We start from the raw sequence: 15,894 nt of genomic DNA on the forward strand, positions 1-15,894 counted from the left end.
GGGAGGCTCTATTGAATTCTGACGACAACTGTGTCCGCTGCGCCCGTGGCGTCGATAACGGTCAATCTGACAAAGCCCGGACCGGGCGGATCGACCAGGCGCTGGCGCCGGCTGCCGATTTCTCCGGCCGCGACGCCGTTGACCATCATGGTCATTGGAAGCACGCCGCCGGCGACCCTTACCGGCATCGCCGAGAATTGCCCATCGCTGGAGCCGGATACGTCAATACGGGAACCGTTCAGCGGGAACTGGATGTGCGGCGCCTGCTCGCTGCCGGTCCGAACCAGTTCCCCCAGGGGGCGGAATCGCCGCAGCGGCAACGGAAGCTTGGCATTGCTTGCGATCAGGACCCCCTTGGGCGGTTTCGGCAGCGGCAGCGGCAATTTTCCGGTCCGGGCAAAAGCGTCGAACAGAATCGGCGCGGCTGCGGTGCGCCCGACCAGACCCGGAACCGGCGCCCCATCGGGACGCCCCACCCAGACACCGATGGTCATGCGCCCATCGAAGCCGACCGACCAGGCATCGCGATAGCCGTAGCTGGTTCCCGTCTTGAACGCGATCCGGTGTTGCGGGGCATTTTCCGGCGGCGGCGTACCCATCAGGACATTGCCGACCTGCCAGGCCGCGGCCTGATCCATCAGCCGCAATGGATCACGCGGCTCGTCTTTCCCGTTCAGGATCTCGCGGAGCGGGCGTGTGGTGCCAAGCCGCGGGATCCCCGAATAGAGTTGCACCAGATCCTGCAAGGTGATCCCGACGCCGCCGAGCCCCATTGCCAGACCGGGCGCCTCGTCTTTCGGCAGCACCAGATTGCCGCCGGCCTGCCTCAGCCGCGACGACAGCCGGCTCGCGCCGACCCGATCCAGCAACGCAATGGCCGGCACGTTCAGGGATAGCTGCAGCGCCTTGCGCACCGGCACTGTGCCTTGAAACGTCATGTCGAAATCCTGTGGCGCATAATCGCCGAACCTGATCGGCCGGTCGTCGATCAGGCTTTCCGGATGCACAAAACCATCCTCGAAAGCGAGACCGTAGATGAACGGCTTCAATGTCGATCCTGGCGAGCGCACGGCGCGCGTCATGTCGACCTGACCGGCCCGATGGTCGTCGAAATAATCCGGCGAACCGACCCGCGCCAGCACATCGCCGCTCTCGTTGTCGACAGCGAGTATCCCGACGGAAATATTCGGCCCCAGCGCGATCGCGCGGTCCTGCGCCAGCGCTTCGAGCACCCTCTGCAAACCTGAATCGAGCGTCAGCCAGATAACGGGCATGTCCTTGACGGTGGCGACGGCGCGATCGGCGGAATGCGGTGCAAGAATGGGAATCGGCTTGCGCAGCCGCGCTACCGGCACGGCTTTCGCCGCCACGGCATCCTCCTCCGATACCTGACCATCTTCGACCATCCGGTCGAGCACCCGGTCTCGCGCCAACAGCGCCACGTCAGGGTGGCGATCGAGACGACGATTTTCCGGTGATTGCGGCAACGCCACCAGCAGCGCCGATTCCGCAAGTGACAGCCGCTTCGGCTCCTTGCCGAAATAGGCGATCGAAGCAGCGCGAATGCCTTCGAGATTGCCGCCGTAAGGCGCGAGCGCCAGGTAGAGATTGAGGATCTGGTCCTTGGTCAGTTCCCGCTCGAGTTCGACCGCGCGGACCATCTGGCGCAGCTTGGCATGAACCGAGCGCTCTCGCCGCGGCTCCATCAGCCGCGCGAGCTGCATCGTAATCGTCGAGCCGCCGGACACGATACGGTCACGCGTGATGAGTTGGAGCGCGGCGCGACCCAGTGCCAGCGGATCAACGCCGGCATGCGAATAGAAACGCTTGTCCTCGTATGCCAGCAGCAGCTTGAGGTACGTCGGATCAACACTGGTCCTGGCATCGACAGGTAGCCTCCAGCGCCCGTCGGCCATGGCGTACGCACGCAGCAGCTTGCCATTGCGGTCGACGACCGTTGTGGAGACCTGCTGAGCCTGAGCTAACGGCAATGGGCCAAGCGAGACGACCCACGCCGCGAAAGCGCCTATCAGAAGCAAGCCGGCGGCGGCCGAGGCAGCCCCCGCCAGCTTGAGCCGTCGCCAACGGCGTTCCCGTGGCGCCAGCGGCGCGATGGTTTCCGCAGCACTCATTTGGCCGCACGTACCTCGACGGTACCGGTGCTGGTTCGGCCATAGCGCGAGGGATTATACATGTCCTCGACATAAGCCTGCGGCAGCACGTATTTGCCCGGCGACACCGCCCGCACCACATAGGCCACCGTGAACACCGACTTGTCGTTGGCGGCGCGATCGATGGCCGCGGTAAAGCGGTCGTCGCGGAATTCGGTATTTTGCGGCTCCTCGCCGTCCTCGATCCAGTCCAGCGTGCCGCTGTCGCCGGACGAAACCAGATGCGGATTATCGATCTCGAGGCCTGCGGGCAGATAATCCGAGACCATGATGTGACCGTATTCGGGCTTGGCTTCCGTGACCTTGAGAACGACGGCAAAGCGATCGTTCTGCTTGGCCTTGGAAACATCGGCCGGCTTGCCATCGAGCGTGAAGTAATTGCGCTCGATCTTGAAGCCGTTCGACGCCGCCGGCTCCGGCGTGACCGGCGCGCCGCTCACCGACACCACCGCCTGCACCGGCGTATCGCCGGTATTGGTGATCTTGATCGGCTTGCCCTCCATCTCGGATGCCTTGTAGCTGCGATAGAGCGCCGTTTTGACCGGCGATCCGTCGACATCAAGCGTCAGCGATTCCTTTGCCAACGCGCGCGACGCCAGCACCAGCCAGGCATCTTCCTGGGTAGAGGTGTAAGGCGTCAGGCCGCGCGCCACTTCGACGCGCTCGACCGCCTGCGTCAGCGTTGCGTGCGGCGCGTTGCCTTCGCTGGCAAGCGAAACCAGTGCCGCGGCATCGCGCAGCGCGCTGCCATAGTCGGTCCGGCCGAATTCCAGCGTCGGTTTCGGCGAAAGGCTTTCGAGCGCGGCAGCATAGACCCGCTCCGCCCTTGCCTTGTCGCCGACCAGCGCCAGCGCCGCCGCCAGTTGCGACTTCGCGATCGAGGTCGCCAGATTGTCCAGCTTGGTATCGGCGAGGTAGCGCAGGTCACCGATCGGCGCGGCGCCATTGCGGGCGAGCACATAAAGGCCGTAAGCGAGGTTGCGGCCGCCATCCTTTTCGGGCTCGTCCGCGTTCACGACCGAGTTGCGCACGCGATCGAGCGCGCTTTTGAACAGCACGTCCGGCACGGTAAATCCCTTTTCGCGGGCGCGGGTCAGGAAATCCGTGACATAGGCGTCGAGCCAGGCATCGTCGCCGCCGGCGGACCATAGCCCGAACGAGCCGTTCGAGCCCTGCCGCGCCAGCAGCCGATCGATCGCATCCTTGATGCGCTGATCCACCGCCGTATCCATCGCCAGATGCGCTCCCGCGGCGAGGTCGTTGACATACAGCAGCGGCATCGCGCGGCTGGTGATCTGTTCCGAACATCCGTAGGGATAGCGATCCAGCGCCTTCAGGATCGTCGCCGCATCGAGCGCGGTGGAGAGACTGGCGGACAGGGAAACACTGCCGGTGCCCGGCACGAGGTCCGAGAACATATCGGATGTCAGGGTCAGGCTTTCACCCTTGGCAAGGGTGCGGATCGAGCGTCGTGCGAGGATTTGCGTCGCCGCCTTGACGTCAAGCGCATAATGCCGCGCCAGTGTCAGCCCGTTCGGACCCTTGATATCGACGTCGATAGCGGCGGTGCCGGTGCCGCTGGCATCCAGCGCCAGCGACATCGAGGTCCGCTGCTTGGCGGCGAGTTTCGCCGTGGTTGAGGGATTGCCGCTGACTTTGACGGGACCCGATGCCTTGACGCCGATGGTGTAATCGCCGGGCGCGCCTTCGACGTTGTCGAGATCGTAGCTCATGGTGCCGTGGTCGCCATTGAGCAGGAAGCGCGGCAACGTCGTCGTCAGCACCACCGGGTCGCGCACCGTGACATCGGTCGCGGCGCGGCCAAGCTTGGTCGCCGTCCACGCCACCGCCATCACCCGCGCGGTGCCGGCGAATTCCGGAATGTCGAAACTGATCTCGGCCGAGCCGTCGGCGCCGACCGTGACGATCCCGGAATAGAGCGCCAGCGGCTTCTGCGTCGGCGGGCTGCCCTGTAACTCTGCGCCGGCGGAATCGCCGCCGGTCCTGATCTGGCCGCGGGTGCCCTGCATGCCATCGATGAGCTGCCCGTAGAGATCGCGAATCTCCGACGTCAAACGGCGTTGGCCGAGATAATAGTCGTCCGGCGCCGGCGGCTTATAGTTGGTCAGGTTGAGAATGCCGACATCGACGGCGGCAACGACGATCTTTGCATCTTCGCCGGGACTTAAGCCGCCAAGTTTGACCGGTATCTTCAGTGTCGTGCCCGGACGCACCAAAGCTTGCGGCGACAGGCTCACGTCGAGCGTGCGGGTTTTCTTGTCGATGCCAAACCATTTCAGGCCGATGGCTCGCCCGGGCATCCGAAGCGCTGCCGTATCAAGCGGCCGCCGCAGCGTCGCCACCACATAGGCGCCGGTGCCCCAGTCCTTGCCGACGGGAATTTTGACCTGGGATGTGCCTTCCTTGACGTCCGATGTCTGCGTCGTCAGCAGCCGGTCGCCGAGCACGTCGATGGTCAGCTTGCCGGCCGAGCGCGCGTTCACGGACACCGTCATGGTGTCACCGGATTGGTATTCCGGCTTGTCGATCGAGGTCTCCAACAGATCCGGCGTATCGGCACTGCCATCGGAATACCAGCCGACATCGAACTGGACCGAGGTCAGCGGCCCATCGGCGTCGGCCGTCTTCACGTCAAGGCGATAGCGGCCCGGCTGCGGCGACAGCGTCACGCGTGACGGCTTGTCGGCGGCGACAATGAGATCGCCGTCCGCGACCCGCGTGGTCGATTTCACCGGCTCGTAATCCCAGGTCGAATTCTGGCGATACCATTGATAATGGGACTCGATCTTCAGAAGCTCGTAGCGCAAGCCATCGCGCGCCAGCGGCTTGCCGTCGGGCGAGACGAACACGACGTCGAAAGCAGCCTTGTCGCCTTCCGCAACGTTCTTGTCGCCGAATAGCGGCTTCACGCCAATCATGGCCGCGCTGGGTGCGACTGGCAGCACGAGCTTGCGCTCGACCGTGCGTCCACCGGCTTCGGCCATGCGGATGAATATCTGAGCCTCCTGTGGACGTGTCGACGTCGGCGGCTTTGCCAGACTCACTGGGAACGTCGCGACGCCATTGGCGTCCGACTCCGGCAGATTTTCGATCGGCGTGCGCTCGTTGCTGGCGGTCTCCTCGTCGTCGACGCCGAACTGATAGCCGGGATAGCCCGGCCGGTCCGCAGCCTGCGTGACCAGCATATCGCCTTCGAGCTGGAGCTCCGATGCCGGCGCGCCGTAGAGGAAATGACCGTCGACCTTAAGCTCTACCGGAACTTCAGCTTTGATCGACTGTTCCTTGCTGGACAGATCGAATTCGATCCGTTCCGGCACGTAATCCTCAACCATGAAGGTGGTTTCGCCGACCGGCGAAGCTTTGGGATCGGTGAAGGCCCGCACCCGCCAGGTCCCGGCCGGGACGGCGGAGTTGAGCGGCACCGCCAGGCTCCGTCCGCCGGCGCCCTGGTCGGGGAGCACCGCGCGGCGGAATTCCACACCATCGGGACGCTCGATCACCAGCGTCAGCGGCCCGCCAGTGACGGCATTGCCCTGCCCGTCACGCAGCAGCGCGGTGAGATACACGGTCTCGTTGGAACGATAGACGCCGCGCTCGGCATAGACGAACGCATCGGCGCCGGCGGGCACCGCCCGCCCCGCGACCCCGCGGTCCGACAGGTCGAAAGCGTCGGTCTTCAGGCTGAGGAAGGCGTAGTCGGCTTTGTCGCTGGTCACCGTCAACAGCGCCGGCGACAGGCCGCCCTCGCCGCGCGCCAGCCCCGCCTCGAACAGCACGTGACCTGACTCGTCGGTCTTGCGGGTCGCGAGAATTTCGTTGTTGCGTGCGATCAGCCGCACCTCGGCTTTCGCAACCGCATCGGTCGAGGCCAGCGAATTGACGAACACATGGATCCCGTCATTCCCCGAGAATGCCGTGAGGCCGAGATCGGAAACGATGAACCACTGCGTCGCAAGCTGGCCGTCCTCATCGCTGCCCGGCCCCTTAGGCGCGGCGGTCATGACATAGACCCCCGGCTGCAAATCGCCGAGCGCCTGATCGACCGGAAACGCCGTCGTGACGTCCTGATTGAGCGTGGTCGCCGTGGCAAGCTCGCCCGACCAGACCTTCACGCCCCGTTCGCCGCCGAGATCGGACAACTGGTAAGAGCTGAGCGATTGCTGGAAATCGCTGCCGATCACCGTATTGATCAGGTTGCGGTCGCCGATCCTGAATACATTCACGGTCACAGCCGGCGTATTGACGCTGACAAGCGGAATGCCGCGCTGGCCGGTGCGCGGCAGCACATAGGCCCGTCCGGTGAAGCGCACGAACGGCTTGCGGTCGCGTACATAGATATTGAATTCGGCAGACTTCGGCAGGCTCTCCTTCACGGTCGACGGCAGGCCGGCGCGCAGATTGATGTTGTAGCGCTCGCCGTGCTTCAGGCCGTCGACGCAGAGCTGCTTTTCTTCCGACGAGAGCGCCGGCTTGTCGATGCCGGCCAGCGCTACGAACGGGGTAAAATCGGTGCGCTTGGCGAGGTCCTCGGAGAACTGGAAGCAGGCCCGCGGCGAGGCGGAGTCGGAATCCACGGTATAGTCGAGCAGGCGGAAGCCATGCTCATCACGCATTTTCTCATATTGGCCGCGCACGTCGGCGACTTCGCGCAGGTCGAGCGAGAGCCGCAGCGCATCCAGCGCGGGGCGCCACAGCTTGCGCTCGGACATCGCATGGCCGAGCACAGCAAGCGCATCCGCCTCGTCACCGGCGTTGCCGGCGCGCTGATAGGCGATGTAGGCCGCAGTCGAGGCGCGTTCCAGCAGGAAGGTCTCTTCGCTGCTGTTGGAGGGGCGGATCTGGAAGATGGTGCGCGCCAGTTTGAGCCAGTTGGCGCTGTCGTCAGGCGACGTGGCGGCAACTTGTCCGAGGATCTGCAGGCCGGTGCGGAAATCGTTGCGCCTGAAGGCGGCATCGGCGTCGGTTCGCAGGCTCGCCGGAGACTTGTTGACCGGCCCCGCCTCGCTCTTGATCTGGGCTTCCAGCTTGATCGCCGAATCGGCAAGATCGTCGCGTTTGAAGGCCTTGTCCGCCGCCTGCGCCGCCACCAGGCCAAACGCCAGCGTGGCGCAAAGTATTGCGGCCCGAACCAAACCGATCATGACGGAGCTCCCTGCGCGGACAGACGCCGCGTCCCGAACAGAAATGCGCGAAAAGGTGACGGACTCATGGCCAGGGAACAAGATGGCAAAAAGGTCGCATGCGACATGGCCGGAACAGGTCTCTGCCGCGCCGGCAACCGGTGCGACGCAGCGTTGTGGTAAGACAGACCGGACGACCGGTCCACCCGCCCTGCTTGGTCGACGGGTACACAAAAATGGTTCGGATGGACTTGGCGGCGAAGCGGATTTTTCATATTGGCCATGATATGAACGCCCGCCGATAGGGTCGCCGGATGGTCCCATAGCTCAACTGGATAGAGTAACGGATTTCTACTCCGTGGGTTGCAGGTTCGAATCCTGCTGGGATCGCCACTTCATCTACCGCTGCTAGTAATTTCAATACCTTGATCGTCATTTTGGCTCACCGGGTCAGCCGGTGAGCCAATTCCTGTTCCTGCAATGAGCTTCGCGGCGCCTTGCGCCATCCGAAGCCGGCCGCGGTAAACGGTTTTCCTTGTGCGGTCAGCAGGAACGTCAGGTGGTCACTCGACGGCATTGCGTCGATTGCCTCCTGCAGCATCGGCATGATCTCGTTGTTGAACGAACGCTTCGAACTTTGCGCACTCCGCGATTCCCAGGGATGATGACCGTTGGTCTTGTTCATTTTGGCCTTCGTCACGCCCGCGAGCGGATCGACCTTGATCATGTCGAGAGACAGGCAGTGATCCAAAAAGCCGCGCATGGCTTTCTTCCAGTTGCGCGCGGCTACCGGCGTTTTGCCGCTGACGATGGCCTGCGTGGCAGACCGGTGCATCAGCGCAATGCGTTTATCGCCATGGTCCGCCTGAAGCGCTCGAGGATGGCGCGGCGCGTCTGCTGAGTACTTTCGGCGAGCGCCTTAACTGATCCCGAGCCGTAATAGCTGACCAATCCGGCTTTGACGGTGCCGGCAACTATGCGGCTGGTGACGATCTCGATGGCGCTTCCCCCGCCTTGAGCGCTGCTTCGCGCGCCTCCATGAACTCTCTGTCTAGAGCCTAATGGAACATTGCGCTACTCGAGGTGTTGTCTCCGTATCACCCGCCCACCTTCGGTATCTACTGGTGACTGAGAGTATCGTGCTCCCGCCCGATGACGGAGCAGCACTATGCCCAACTCGCCACAAATTCATGGTGCAAAAGAGTTCGATCCGCTGACTTTCCTTAGCCGGGATGGGGCCGGAAAGACGATCGGGCGATACCAGAAAAATCAGAAGATTTTCAGTCAGGGAGACGTCGCCGACACGGTCTTTTTCATCCGTAACGGCAAGGTCAAGCTTACAGTCGTTTCCGTACACGGCAGGGAAGCGGTCATCGGCTTATTGAGAGAGAGTCAGTTCTTTGGCGAAGGATGTCTCAACGGGGCGAAATTGCGAGGCGCGACGAGCCATGCCGTGGAAGAGTGTCTGATCACCTCTATCACAAAGACCGCAATGCTTGCGGTTCTAGCCAAAGAACCGAAGTTCTCCGCGTTCTTCTTGGCGTATCTGTTGTCCCGAAACAGCCGGATAGAAGATGATTTGATCGACCAGTTGTTCAATTCCAGCGAAAGGCGCCTGGCGCGCCTCCTTCTGCTTCTGGCGAACTTCGGCAAGGAAGGCGGCCCGGTGCCTATCCCGGTGACCCTTAGTCAAGAAACACTGGCTGAAATGATCGGCACCACTCGATCGCGGGTGAGCTTTTTCATGAACAAATTTAGAAAAAAGGGATTCATCAATTACAACGGGAAAATCGAAGTTCATCGTTCGCTGCTGGACGCGGTGTTGCGGGACAAGCCTCAGATAAGAGAGGATGAGTAAAAGCGCGCCAGGCTCACGACTTAATTTTCCTCACGAAGGTGAGCACTATTGATCAGCGCACCATATTTCGGCGAGTCATGGTGGTCTATCACCGCCCCATCTTGGCATCCATCGGTGACTGAGAGTTCTGTAACGCTCCCGCCCAAGTCAGGTGAGCATCATGCCATCACCAGCAGTCTTGTTCGATTCAAGCCGCATAACAATTCAGCCCCACCCTTGTCCCAAATGCTTGGGGCCAATGGTCCTGACACGTATCAATCCCTCGCGGATCGGATTCGAGTTGCGCACGTTTCAAGGCGTCAACTGCGATCATACCGACAAGGTCGTCAGTGAGACCAAGTCGATGAGGTGGTTTTCTTCCGGACTGCGAGCTCCTGTCTAGCGGGAGAACCCGACCTCCAACATAAGGAACTAGGCGATGGAGAATTTCATCCACCAAGAAAACCTGGCCCTATACAGGCGGCGACTCGCGGAGCCGCAGGACGAAGCGCAACGCAAGCTGCTCTTGAAGCTCATCGCGGAGGAGGAGGCGAACTGTCCTATTCTCCGGTCCTCAAGTCCCGGAAACGACCCCAGCTCAGGGGAGCTTTGCTGAGCGACGCTGCGAAAACGTTGCCGAACACAGAAAGTGTCACACGCAGGTGTGGCAAGGCAGCCCGCTCAAGCCCCAACAGCGCTGCCTCCGCGTACTGGCCAGCTCCGCCCGCTCGCCGCGCGAGACCATGGTCTGCGGCTCGAGCGTTGCTGGCTCATCCTCAACGCCCGTTGCGACCGGGAGCGGGAAATCGGTGTCAGGTGTTACACCTCATAGTAAAGCAATCCTTAACTCGGTGTTGGTATCGTTACTCGTGTCCGGGTGGTGACCGCCCGGCTGAACGGGAGCGGACATCATGCCCGTCGAGATGCTGACATATGCCGGACTAGGCGAAAGGCTCAAAATCTCCCCTGAAGCCGCAAGGGCGCTGGTGAAGCGACAAAGATTGCCGCGCTCCCGCTCCAACGATGGCAAGACGCTGGTACAGGTCGATCTCACCGAAATCACCCATTCCCCTGTCTCTCGGGGACCCCAAGCACAGGCCGGTCACCAGGTGGTCACCGCCCTAAACCAAAAAATTGAGACGTTGCAGGCAGAACTGATCGAGATGGAGGCCATAGCCAGCGGCCACCGGGCTGACTTTGAAAGAGAGTGTGAGCGGACGAACAAGCTTTTGGCTGAACTGCTCAAGGCCAGCGCTCAAACTATGGCATCTCGGGAGAAGGCGGCCCTGCTCGAAGGCAAGCTATCGGTGCTAACGCTGCCTTGGCGGCGTCGGCTGGCGATGCTGTCACCCCTGCCCTCCCCCAAGCGGCCTCCATCGCGCGCGAGAGCGTCGGACGCATTGCCCGATAATCAAACTCGCTTGGGACATTGGCCTTCAGGCGGCATCCTCAAGGCGCTTGGCAATCTTAAGGCGTTTGGCAATCTTCGCGATCGTGGCACGGCTGCAGCCGGTGGGCTCGGGGGCCAGCCATCTGGTTAAGCGATGATACTGATTTCGATATCGTCGCCTCGGCGCTGAAAACGCTCCAAGCGGGCTTCTTTAATCGCAGAGATCATCAGACGTAGGCAGTCCGCAAACCGCCACCGCACGCCGGTTGGAATCCCAATCTCGTTGAACCGGGCTGTGATCTAAATCACGCTTGGATCCCGAGCGAAATGATAGCGTGGTGATGATCAAACGACGGGGTTCGATCATGCCCGCCATATTCGACTTCCTCTACCGCGAATACTGCCGTGCCCGCCTCGCCGAAATGCGGAAACAGCTTCTTCTGATCTCGAACCGTGAGGTTGCAGAAGCGAATTGCGATGTCAGCCAGCTTGGCGGCTCCGATGGTCAGGATAGCGATTTTGGCGACGATAGCACAACCACACAGCACGAAGCTCGCCACTGAGCAGGCGACGCCGAAAGGTCTGGGCTTCGGTCATCCCTTCACTGCATTACAAGTGTTGCTGAGGCAATCCTGATAAACGCCTGTGCACTCAAACGATGGTATCTGCTTCAACGACACGCAGTTCCGATATCGCGCACGACAGGTATTTTTGCATTGCTGTTTAGTGGTCTGAGCCGCCGCGAAGGTAGGAAAGGCGAGACCGGCGTCGCGTGCATTGAGCGCCCTCGTACTCAATGACAGGGGCACTGCTAAAAGCACAGAGATGACAGCAAACGACCGCTTGGTAATTTTCACGGCGAGGCCCCCCTTTTTGAAGTGACGCGCGCCTGATCTTAAATCCGTTCCAGCACTCGCGCCACCTGGACCGCGGACCATTAGCCGGCGCCGCGCGCCGTCGATCGCTAGTGCACTCGAGCACCACCCTGGCAGGTCGTGTGAATCAGCCGAGGATTGGACGGCCCTTGTATACAAGCCGGATTGGAGCCCTCGGCAGCGTTCACCACACCGATCCCGAAAGCCGGGGATAGAACTTCGTTGCGGCGCGGCGGCCTGACCCAACAGCCCTGAAACGATTTTCCTGTACCGCGAAATCGTTTCTGTCGCCCCGCGAAGTCATCCTGAAACGAACGCGTCGCGAAGATCAGCGCCTCAAAACAAGCGGGTGCAATCATGTGGGCATTTATTATCGGCTTGGTTTACGACCGGTCCTGCGAGAAATATCTCGCCGAAATGGTGCGGCACCAACACAAGTGGATCTGACCAACAAGCGCTGGCAGGCGATGCACACCAGCTGGTTAGGCTGCTGGTTCGCCTCATGGGTGCAGCTGCGGCATCACAGAGAACTGGTCCTTGGCGGCTTTCTCGGCTCCCCAACGAGGGCGCCAAACATCGGGTGCCCCTGGATTCGGCCGGTGCTATGCTTTCGTGCGAATCAGGGAAGTTCCACATGGTTGCCGACAGCAATAGTGAAATCGCCTGGCACCGGGCGCAGCTCAAAAAGAACCGCGAAACCTTGAAGGCTCTGGAAGTCTCAAGGTTTACGGTCGGCGAAATTGCCGGATCGAAAAAGACCGGCGAAACGCAAAAGGCCGCAACCGAGCTGAAGCGAAAGATCGCGCAGTCTGAACGCTTCATCGCGGATTATGAGAGGCGGACCAGGCGCCCTCTCGCCACCGACCTCCAAAGTCTTTCGAGCGTCAGTTGGGGTAGCTGGAATACCCGGACCAGCAGCGGCCCGCGTTAATCCCTGCGAAAGCCCAGAGCGCCACAACGTCAATCGTAAATAAGCAAAGAGGCCGCCCAGGTGGACGGCCTCTGACGCTCGTTGATCCGCCGGATAGAATTGAACGGTTACTTCCCGCTCCCGCTCGGTAATCTGATCGGAACGTGCCGCGCCGTGCTCACAACGATCGGACTGCCATCGGGATGGTTTTGGCTTCTGAGCGTTTCCAGAAACAGAAAAAACTTCTCGGCCAGCATGTTGCGTAACCTCACTGAGGATCGCTTCTCAGGTTTGGTCGGGCTCGCTCTCTTGAAATTCAATCACGTGTACGAGAGCGCTGCATTTTCCCGACGGGCGGTGTTTCGTTGACGCCAGCGACTTCCATAACTTTTCGACTTTCGAACGATCCGCTGGCATAGTCGCCCCAGCCAATCGACCACACAAACCATTGCCGCACTGCACGACGGGATTTTCGGGTCCGCCGATGTTTGGAAAAACCGTTCTGCCCCATTCATCCGCTTAGGCAGATAAGCCAATGTAACCGATTGATTTCCGGGCAAATGGCCGTTCCGCCAGGGCCCGCTAACGCTCCGAGACCTGAGGCATGAAATACCCAGGCGTCGAACACGGTGGACCCAACATCGCGCGCAGCGCCCGGAGATGGGTCGCGCTATTGTTGAGCGTCTTCGTTGTGGCCGCGTCGAAAGTCCCAGCCGCTTCGGCTCAGTCAACGCCCACAGGCATAAGCATCGGCAGTAACAAAATAGCGTTCCTGTCCGAGCACCGCAGCGATGATACCGACCGGCCTGCGGAAGAAGCGCCTCCCTCGGCGCCTCCGCAAGACAACACCGGTTTTGACGGCAGATGGATTTTCACCAGTGCCGGATGCCCGCATACCGGCTCCCTGCCCGCGGTGATCAGGCGCGGAAAGATTATCGTCAGGGGCGGCAGCGGATTCGTCGAGCCGGACGGCACCTTGCACTCGGTCGGCGCCGGAGGCGGCATGACGTTGACCGCGATCGGAGCATTGTCAGGAAATACCGGCGCGGGGACGTTCAACCGATCCGATGGCTGTGTTGGCAGCTGGATCGCCATCAAGCGCTAGGCGTGGAACAAATATAAGCGCCCTTCGTTGGGTGGTCCGAAGATTGAATTGAATTCAGTCATTTGATTTCCGATTTACAGCCCTCCCACAACTGCGGTGACCCCGTGAAATATTCCGACTGCCGCGCTCGCCGCGTTCCGATCTTTGTTGTGCTTTGCGTCGCCGCGATTTCATTGGGCGGATGCTTCGAGGGACCGAAGGGTGATAAGGGCGATCCCGGTCCGGCGGGACCTCCCGGACCGCAGGGCGAGCAAGGCAAGACGGGACCCGCCGGGTTGGCGGGAAAAGATGGCAAGGACGGAATCCAGGGGCCGGCCGGCCCCAGCAGCGCTGTCTATGCGAAGTCGCTCGACAGCAATGCATGCGGCTCTGTCGGATGTACGTCCGAGTGTGGAACGGGCGAGATCGTTGCGTCGGTGACCTGCCTGTCAAACCAGGGCGCCACCCTGCAGCCCAGCATTCACTCCGGTGGCATCTGGACCGCATCCTGTCCGACGCCTTCCACCGGCATGGTCCTGCTCTGTTCAAAAAAATAGCCATCCCGTCGGGATGGTCACTGGCCCATCGCATTGCTGACGTCGTGCCAGATCTGATCCTTCAGCGCGACCAGAGGTGGGGGAGGTAACGTCGCCGGCGGCTCCGTTCGCTTCACGCCGTTGACGACGAGACTGGCGACATCGATTTCACCGTCGGTGTAATAGGGATCCCCTCCCCCGTTCCGGCCAAACAATGTCGGCCCTATTCCCGAAATCTGGAACAGCGCGTCAACCATCCCCGCGTCGGTCAAATCCCGCATCAACAGGTCGCGCTCGGCATCGATATTGGGCCCGATATGATGGGTGACCTGTCCGGTATAATGGCTGAGGCCGACCCCGCGATCATAGGTCACTGCGCCGAGCCAGACCGGACGGCCGTCTGCGCCCTTTTCAAGCACCAGCCACAAACGGACATGGTGTCGCCGGTCGGCGCTTTTGCCATCCGGCTTTTCGAATGCGAACTGTTCCTTTTTGCCCTGATAATAGAGCGGGCTGACCGGTGCGTCGTGGTAGGGTCGGTCGAGCACCACGCTGCCTATGATCTCGATGCTGCTGCGAAACGTGACCGGATCGGCTGGAAACCAGCCCGCCGCCTCCATGGCGCGCAGCACATCTTCCTTGCTGCCAACAAGTCCGACGTTGAGCGCATCGCCGGGGATGCCCGTGCCGGTGCGTGTCACCATCGGCAGCGAAGCCAGCCCCGGCTCGTGCTCGTGATGGGTCCACACCGCGGGCAGCACAATGTAAGCCAGCAGCAGGTAGACGATTGCCCCCGCCGCGAGAATGGGCAGCCAGCGTTTCTGGATTTGGAACAGTTTCATTTAAATCGCTTTATACCGCGTGCAGAGGTAAATTCGATCAGCGGCGGCGCCTAACGCAAAATCCTTAGATGACCGGCGTAAATGACGCTACATATTAGGGTTTTTGTTCGGTGAACGGCCCGGCTAAATTCGCTTGTTTCCACTGCACCGCATTTTGCGGGAGAATCCTTTTGTGGGCGACATTGCGTCACTTGACGCACAGCGGTACAAGCCGCGCATAATCGTGCAAAACGCGTCTGTACCTCGCGCGGCGCGTCATCATCATCTCGCACTAAACAACGAAAGCGACAGGACTTCTTCTATGAGTGGATTCAAGGAACCTGGCTTCGCGGACCGGCAAAAAGCCGCTCAGCAGGCGAGGCAAGACATCCTGAACAAGTTTCGTTCCCAGCCGAGCCCCGACGATCCTGCCGTGATACAACGGCGGGCCGAACGCGAGGCGCTGGCAGCCGCGAAGGCCAAGGCAAAAGAAGCCCGTGAGGCCGAAAAGGCCGAAAAGAAGCGGCGCGAAGAGGAGGCGGCAGCGGCAGCCGCAGCGCAGCTCGCGCGCGAAAAGGAAGAAGAAGTTGCCAGGCTAGCGGAACTCGAAGCCGAACAGAAGGCAAAGCGCGACGCGCGTTACGCAGCCCGCAAAAGCAAGGGAAAGAAGAGATAACCCGACTATTTTGGGTTGAAACACCGCGGGCCCGCCCTGGATAGAGGCGAGCCCGCAAGGCCGCGAGGACGGACGGCTATTTTTTCATGTCGTCCTTCTTCATGCTGTCCTTTTTCATGCCATCATCCTTTTTCATGGTGTCTTTGGACATCGTGTCTTTCTTCATCGTGTCCTTGGACATGGTATCCTTCTTCATCATGCTGTCATTGCCCATCTTGTCCTGGGCGAAGGCGGCTGGGGCCAGCGCCAGGCTGAGCGAGAGGGCGGCGGCTGAAACGCCGAGCGCGATGCGGGTGCTAATCGTCATGGGTGGGTGATCCCTTTGAAGCCGGTTTGAAAGCGACTGATGTCGCGTCATTTACGACGGCTCCCCGCCTTCGTTTGTTACCGGATGCCGGAAATATTTTTTCCTGCAACCGGCTTACGACGCATCCTCCGGGGTTTTGCAGAAGG

12 protein-coding genes and 1 tRNA gene are annotated in these 15,894 nt (G+C 61.2%); 8 read left to right on the forward strand and 5 right to left on the reverse strand.

Features of this window, described 5'->3' with window-relative positions:
* Positions 1 to 8 precede the first annotated feature (8 nt).
* Positions 9 to 2,132 carry a penicillin-binding protein 1C gene (gene pbpC / locus BLV09_RS07160; protein WP_146686781.1) on the reverse strand — a complete coding sequence of 708 codons (2,124 nt, stop codon included), beginning with the start codon at positions 2,130 to 2,132 and terminating at the stop codon, positions 9 to 11.
* Positions 2,129 to 7,333, reverse strand: a complete 5,205-nt coding sequence (locus tag BLV09_RS07165; protein WP_146686782.1) for an alpha-2-macroglobulin family protein — start codon at positions 7,331 to 7,333, stop codon at positions 2,129 to 2,131. The genes pbpC and BLV09_RS07165 overlap by 4 nt, the downstream gene beginning before the upstream one ends.
* Positions 7,334 to 7,628: 295 nt before the next feature.
* On the opposite strand from BLV09_RS07165, the gene BLV09_RS07170 reads away from it, so the two are divergent.
* A tRNA-Arg gene (locus BLV09_RS07170) sits at positions 7,629 to 7,705 on the forward strand.
* A 49-nt stretch (positions 7,706 to 7,754) separates the two neighbouring features.
* Here the strand turns inward: BLV09_RS07170 and BLV09_RS07175 are convergent.
* The gene (locus tag BLV09_RS07175; RefSeq protein WP_146686783.1) at positions 7,755 to 8,147 is read right to left on the reverse strand and encodes a hypothetical protein; all 393 of its coding nucleotides are present in this window, start codon (positions 8,145 to 8,147) and stop codon (positions 7,755 to 7,757) included.
* 333 nt (positions 8,148 to 8,480) lie between these two features.
* Between BLV09_RS07175 and BLV09_RS07180 the strand changes: the two genes are divergently transcribed.
* From BLV09_RS07180 to BLV09_RS07205, 6 genes are all read left to right on the forward strand, one after another.
* Positions 8,481 to 9,170, forward strand: coding sequence for a Crp/Fnr family transcriptional regulator (locus tag BLV09_RS07180; protein ID WP_146686784.1), 690 nt, complete (start codon positions 8,481 to 8,483; stop codon positions 9,168 to 9,170).
* Positions 9,171 to 10,060: 890 nt separating this feature from the next.
* On the forward strand, positions 10,061 to 10,690 hold the full coding sequence (locus BLV09_RS07185) for a hypothetical protein (RefSeq protein ID WP_100381705.1): 630 nt from the start codon (positions 10,061 to 10,063) through the stop codon (positions 10,688 to 10,690).
* A gap of 214 nt (positions 10,691 to 10,904) precedes the next feature.
* Positions 10,905 to 11,102 carry a hypothetical protein gene (locus BLV09_RS07190; protein WP_167558549.1) on the forward strand — a complete coding sequence of 66 codons (198 nt, stop codon included), beginning with the start codon at positions 10,905 to 10,907 and terminating at the stop codon, positions 11,100 to 11,102.
* Between the two features lie 946 nt (positions 11,103 to 12,048).
* Complete coding sequence (locus BLV09_RS07195; RefSeq protein WP_100381703.1) at positions 12,049 to 12,345, forward strand: hypothetical protein; 297 nt, start codon at positions 12,049 to 12,051, stop codon at positions 12,343 to 12,345.
* Between the two features lie 583 nt (positions 12,346 to 12,928).
* Positions 12,929 to 13,429, forward strand: coding sequence for a hypothetical protein (locus tag BLV09_RS07200; protein ID WP_146686786.1), 501 nt, complete (start codon positions 12,929 to 12,931; stop codon positions 13,427 to 13,429).
* Positions 13,430 to 13,533: 104 nt separating this feature from the next.
* Positions 13,534 to 13,965, forward strand: coding sequence for a hypothetical protein (locus tag BLV09_RS07205; protein WP_146686787.1), 432 nt, complete (start codon positions 13,534 to 13,536; stop codon positions 13,963 to 13,965).
* Between the two features lie 17 nt (positions 13,966 to 13,982).
* Here BLV09_RS07205 and BLV09_RS07210 read toward each other — a convergent pair whose 3' ends face one another.
* The gene (locus tag BLV09_RS07210; RefSeq protein WP_146686788.1) at positions 13,983 to 14,786 is read right to left on the reverse strand and encodes an LssY C-terminal domain-containing protein; all 804 of its coding nucleotides are present in this window, start codon (positions 14,784 to 14,786) and stop codon (positions 13,983 to 13,985) included.
* A gap of 301 nt (positions 14,787 to 15,087) precedes the next feature.
* On the opposite strand from BLV09_RS07210, the gene BLV09_RS07215 reads away from it, so the two are divergent.
* Complete coding sequence (locus tag BLV09_RS07215) at positions 15,088 to 15,441, forward strand: DUF6481 family protein (RefSeq protein WP_100381699.1); 354 nt, start codon at positions 15,088 to 15,090, stop codon at positions 15,439 to 15,441.
* A gap of 76 nt (positions 15,442 to 15,517) precedes the next feature.
* Here the strand turns inward: BLV09_RS07215 and BLV09_RS07220 are convergent, their stop codons facing one another.
* Entirely contained in the window at positions 15,518 to 15,748 is a 231-nt protein-coding gene (locus BLV09_RS07220) for a pentapeptide MXKDX repeat protein (RefSeq protein WP_100381698.1), read from the reverse strand.
* Positions 15,749 to 15,894: the final 146 nt, after the last annotated feature.

It is taken from the genome of Bradyrhizobium canariense, assembly GCF_900105125.1.
Classification (GTDB): Bacteria; Pseudomonadota; Alphaproteobacteria; order Rhizobiales; family Xanthobacteraceae; genus Bradyrhizobium; species Bradyrhizobium canariense_A.

Coding starts and splice junctions, on each gene's coding strand:
- BLV09_RS07215 (WP_100381699.1), top strand. CDS start 15,088: ATGAGTGGATTCAAGGAACCTGGCTTCGCGGACCGGCAAAAAGCCGCT.
- BLV09_RS07175 (WP_146686783.1), bottom strand. CDS start 8,147: ATGCACCGGTCTGCCACGCAGGCCATCGTCAGCGGCAAAACGCCGGTA.
- BLV09_RS07200 (WP_146686786.1), top strand. CDS start 12,929: ATGAAATACCCAGGCGTCGAACACGGTGGACCCAACATCGCGCGCAGC.
- pbpC (WP_146686781.1), bottom strand. CDS start 2,132: ATGAGTGCTGCGGAAACCATCGCGCCGCTGGCGCCACGGGAACGCCGT.
- BLV09_RS07165 (WP_146686782.1), bottom strand. CDS start 7,333: ATGATCGGTTTGGTTCGGGCCGCAATACTTTGCGCCACGCTGGCGTTT.
- BLV09_RS07180 (WP_146686784.1), top strand. CDS start 8,481: ATGCCCAACTCGCCACAAATTCATGGTGCAAAAGAGTTCGATCCGCTG.
- BLV09_RS07195 (WP_100381703.1), top strand. CDS start 12,049: ATGGTTGCCGACAGCAATAGTGAAATCGCCTGGCACCGGGCGCAGCTC.
- BLV09_RS07210 (WP_146686788.1), bottom strand. CDS start 14,786: ATGAAACTGTTCCAAATCCAGAAACGCTGGCTGCCCATTCTCGCGGCG.
- BLV09_RS07190 (WP_167558549.1), top strand. CDS start 10,905: ATGCCCGCCATATTCGACTTCCTCTACCGCGAATACTGCCGTGCCCGC.
- BLV09_RS07220 (WP_100381698.1), bottom strand. CDS start 15,748: ATGACGATTAGCACCCGCATCGCGCTCGGCGTTTCAGCCGCCGCCCTC.
- BLV09_RS07185 (WP_100381705.1), top strand. CDS start 10,061: ATGCCCGTCGAGATGCTGACATATGCCGGACTAGGCGAAAGGCTCAAA.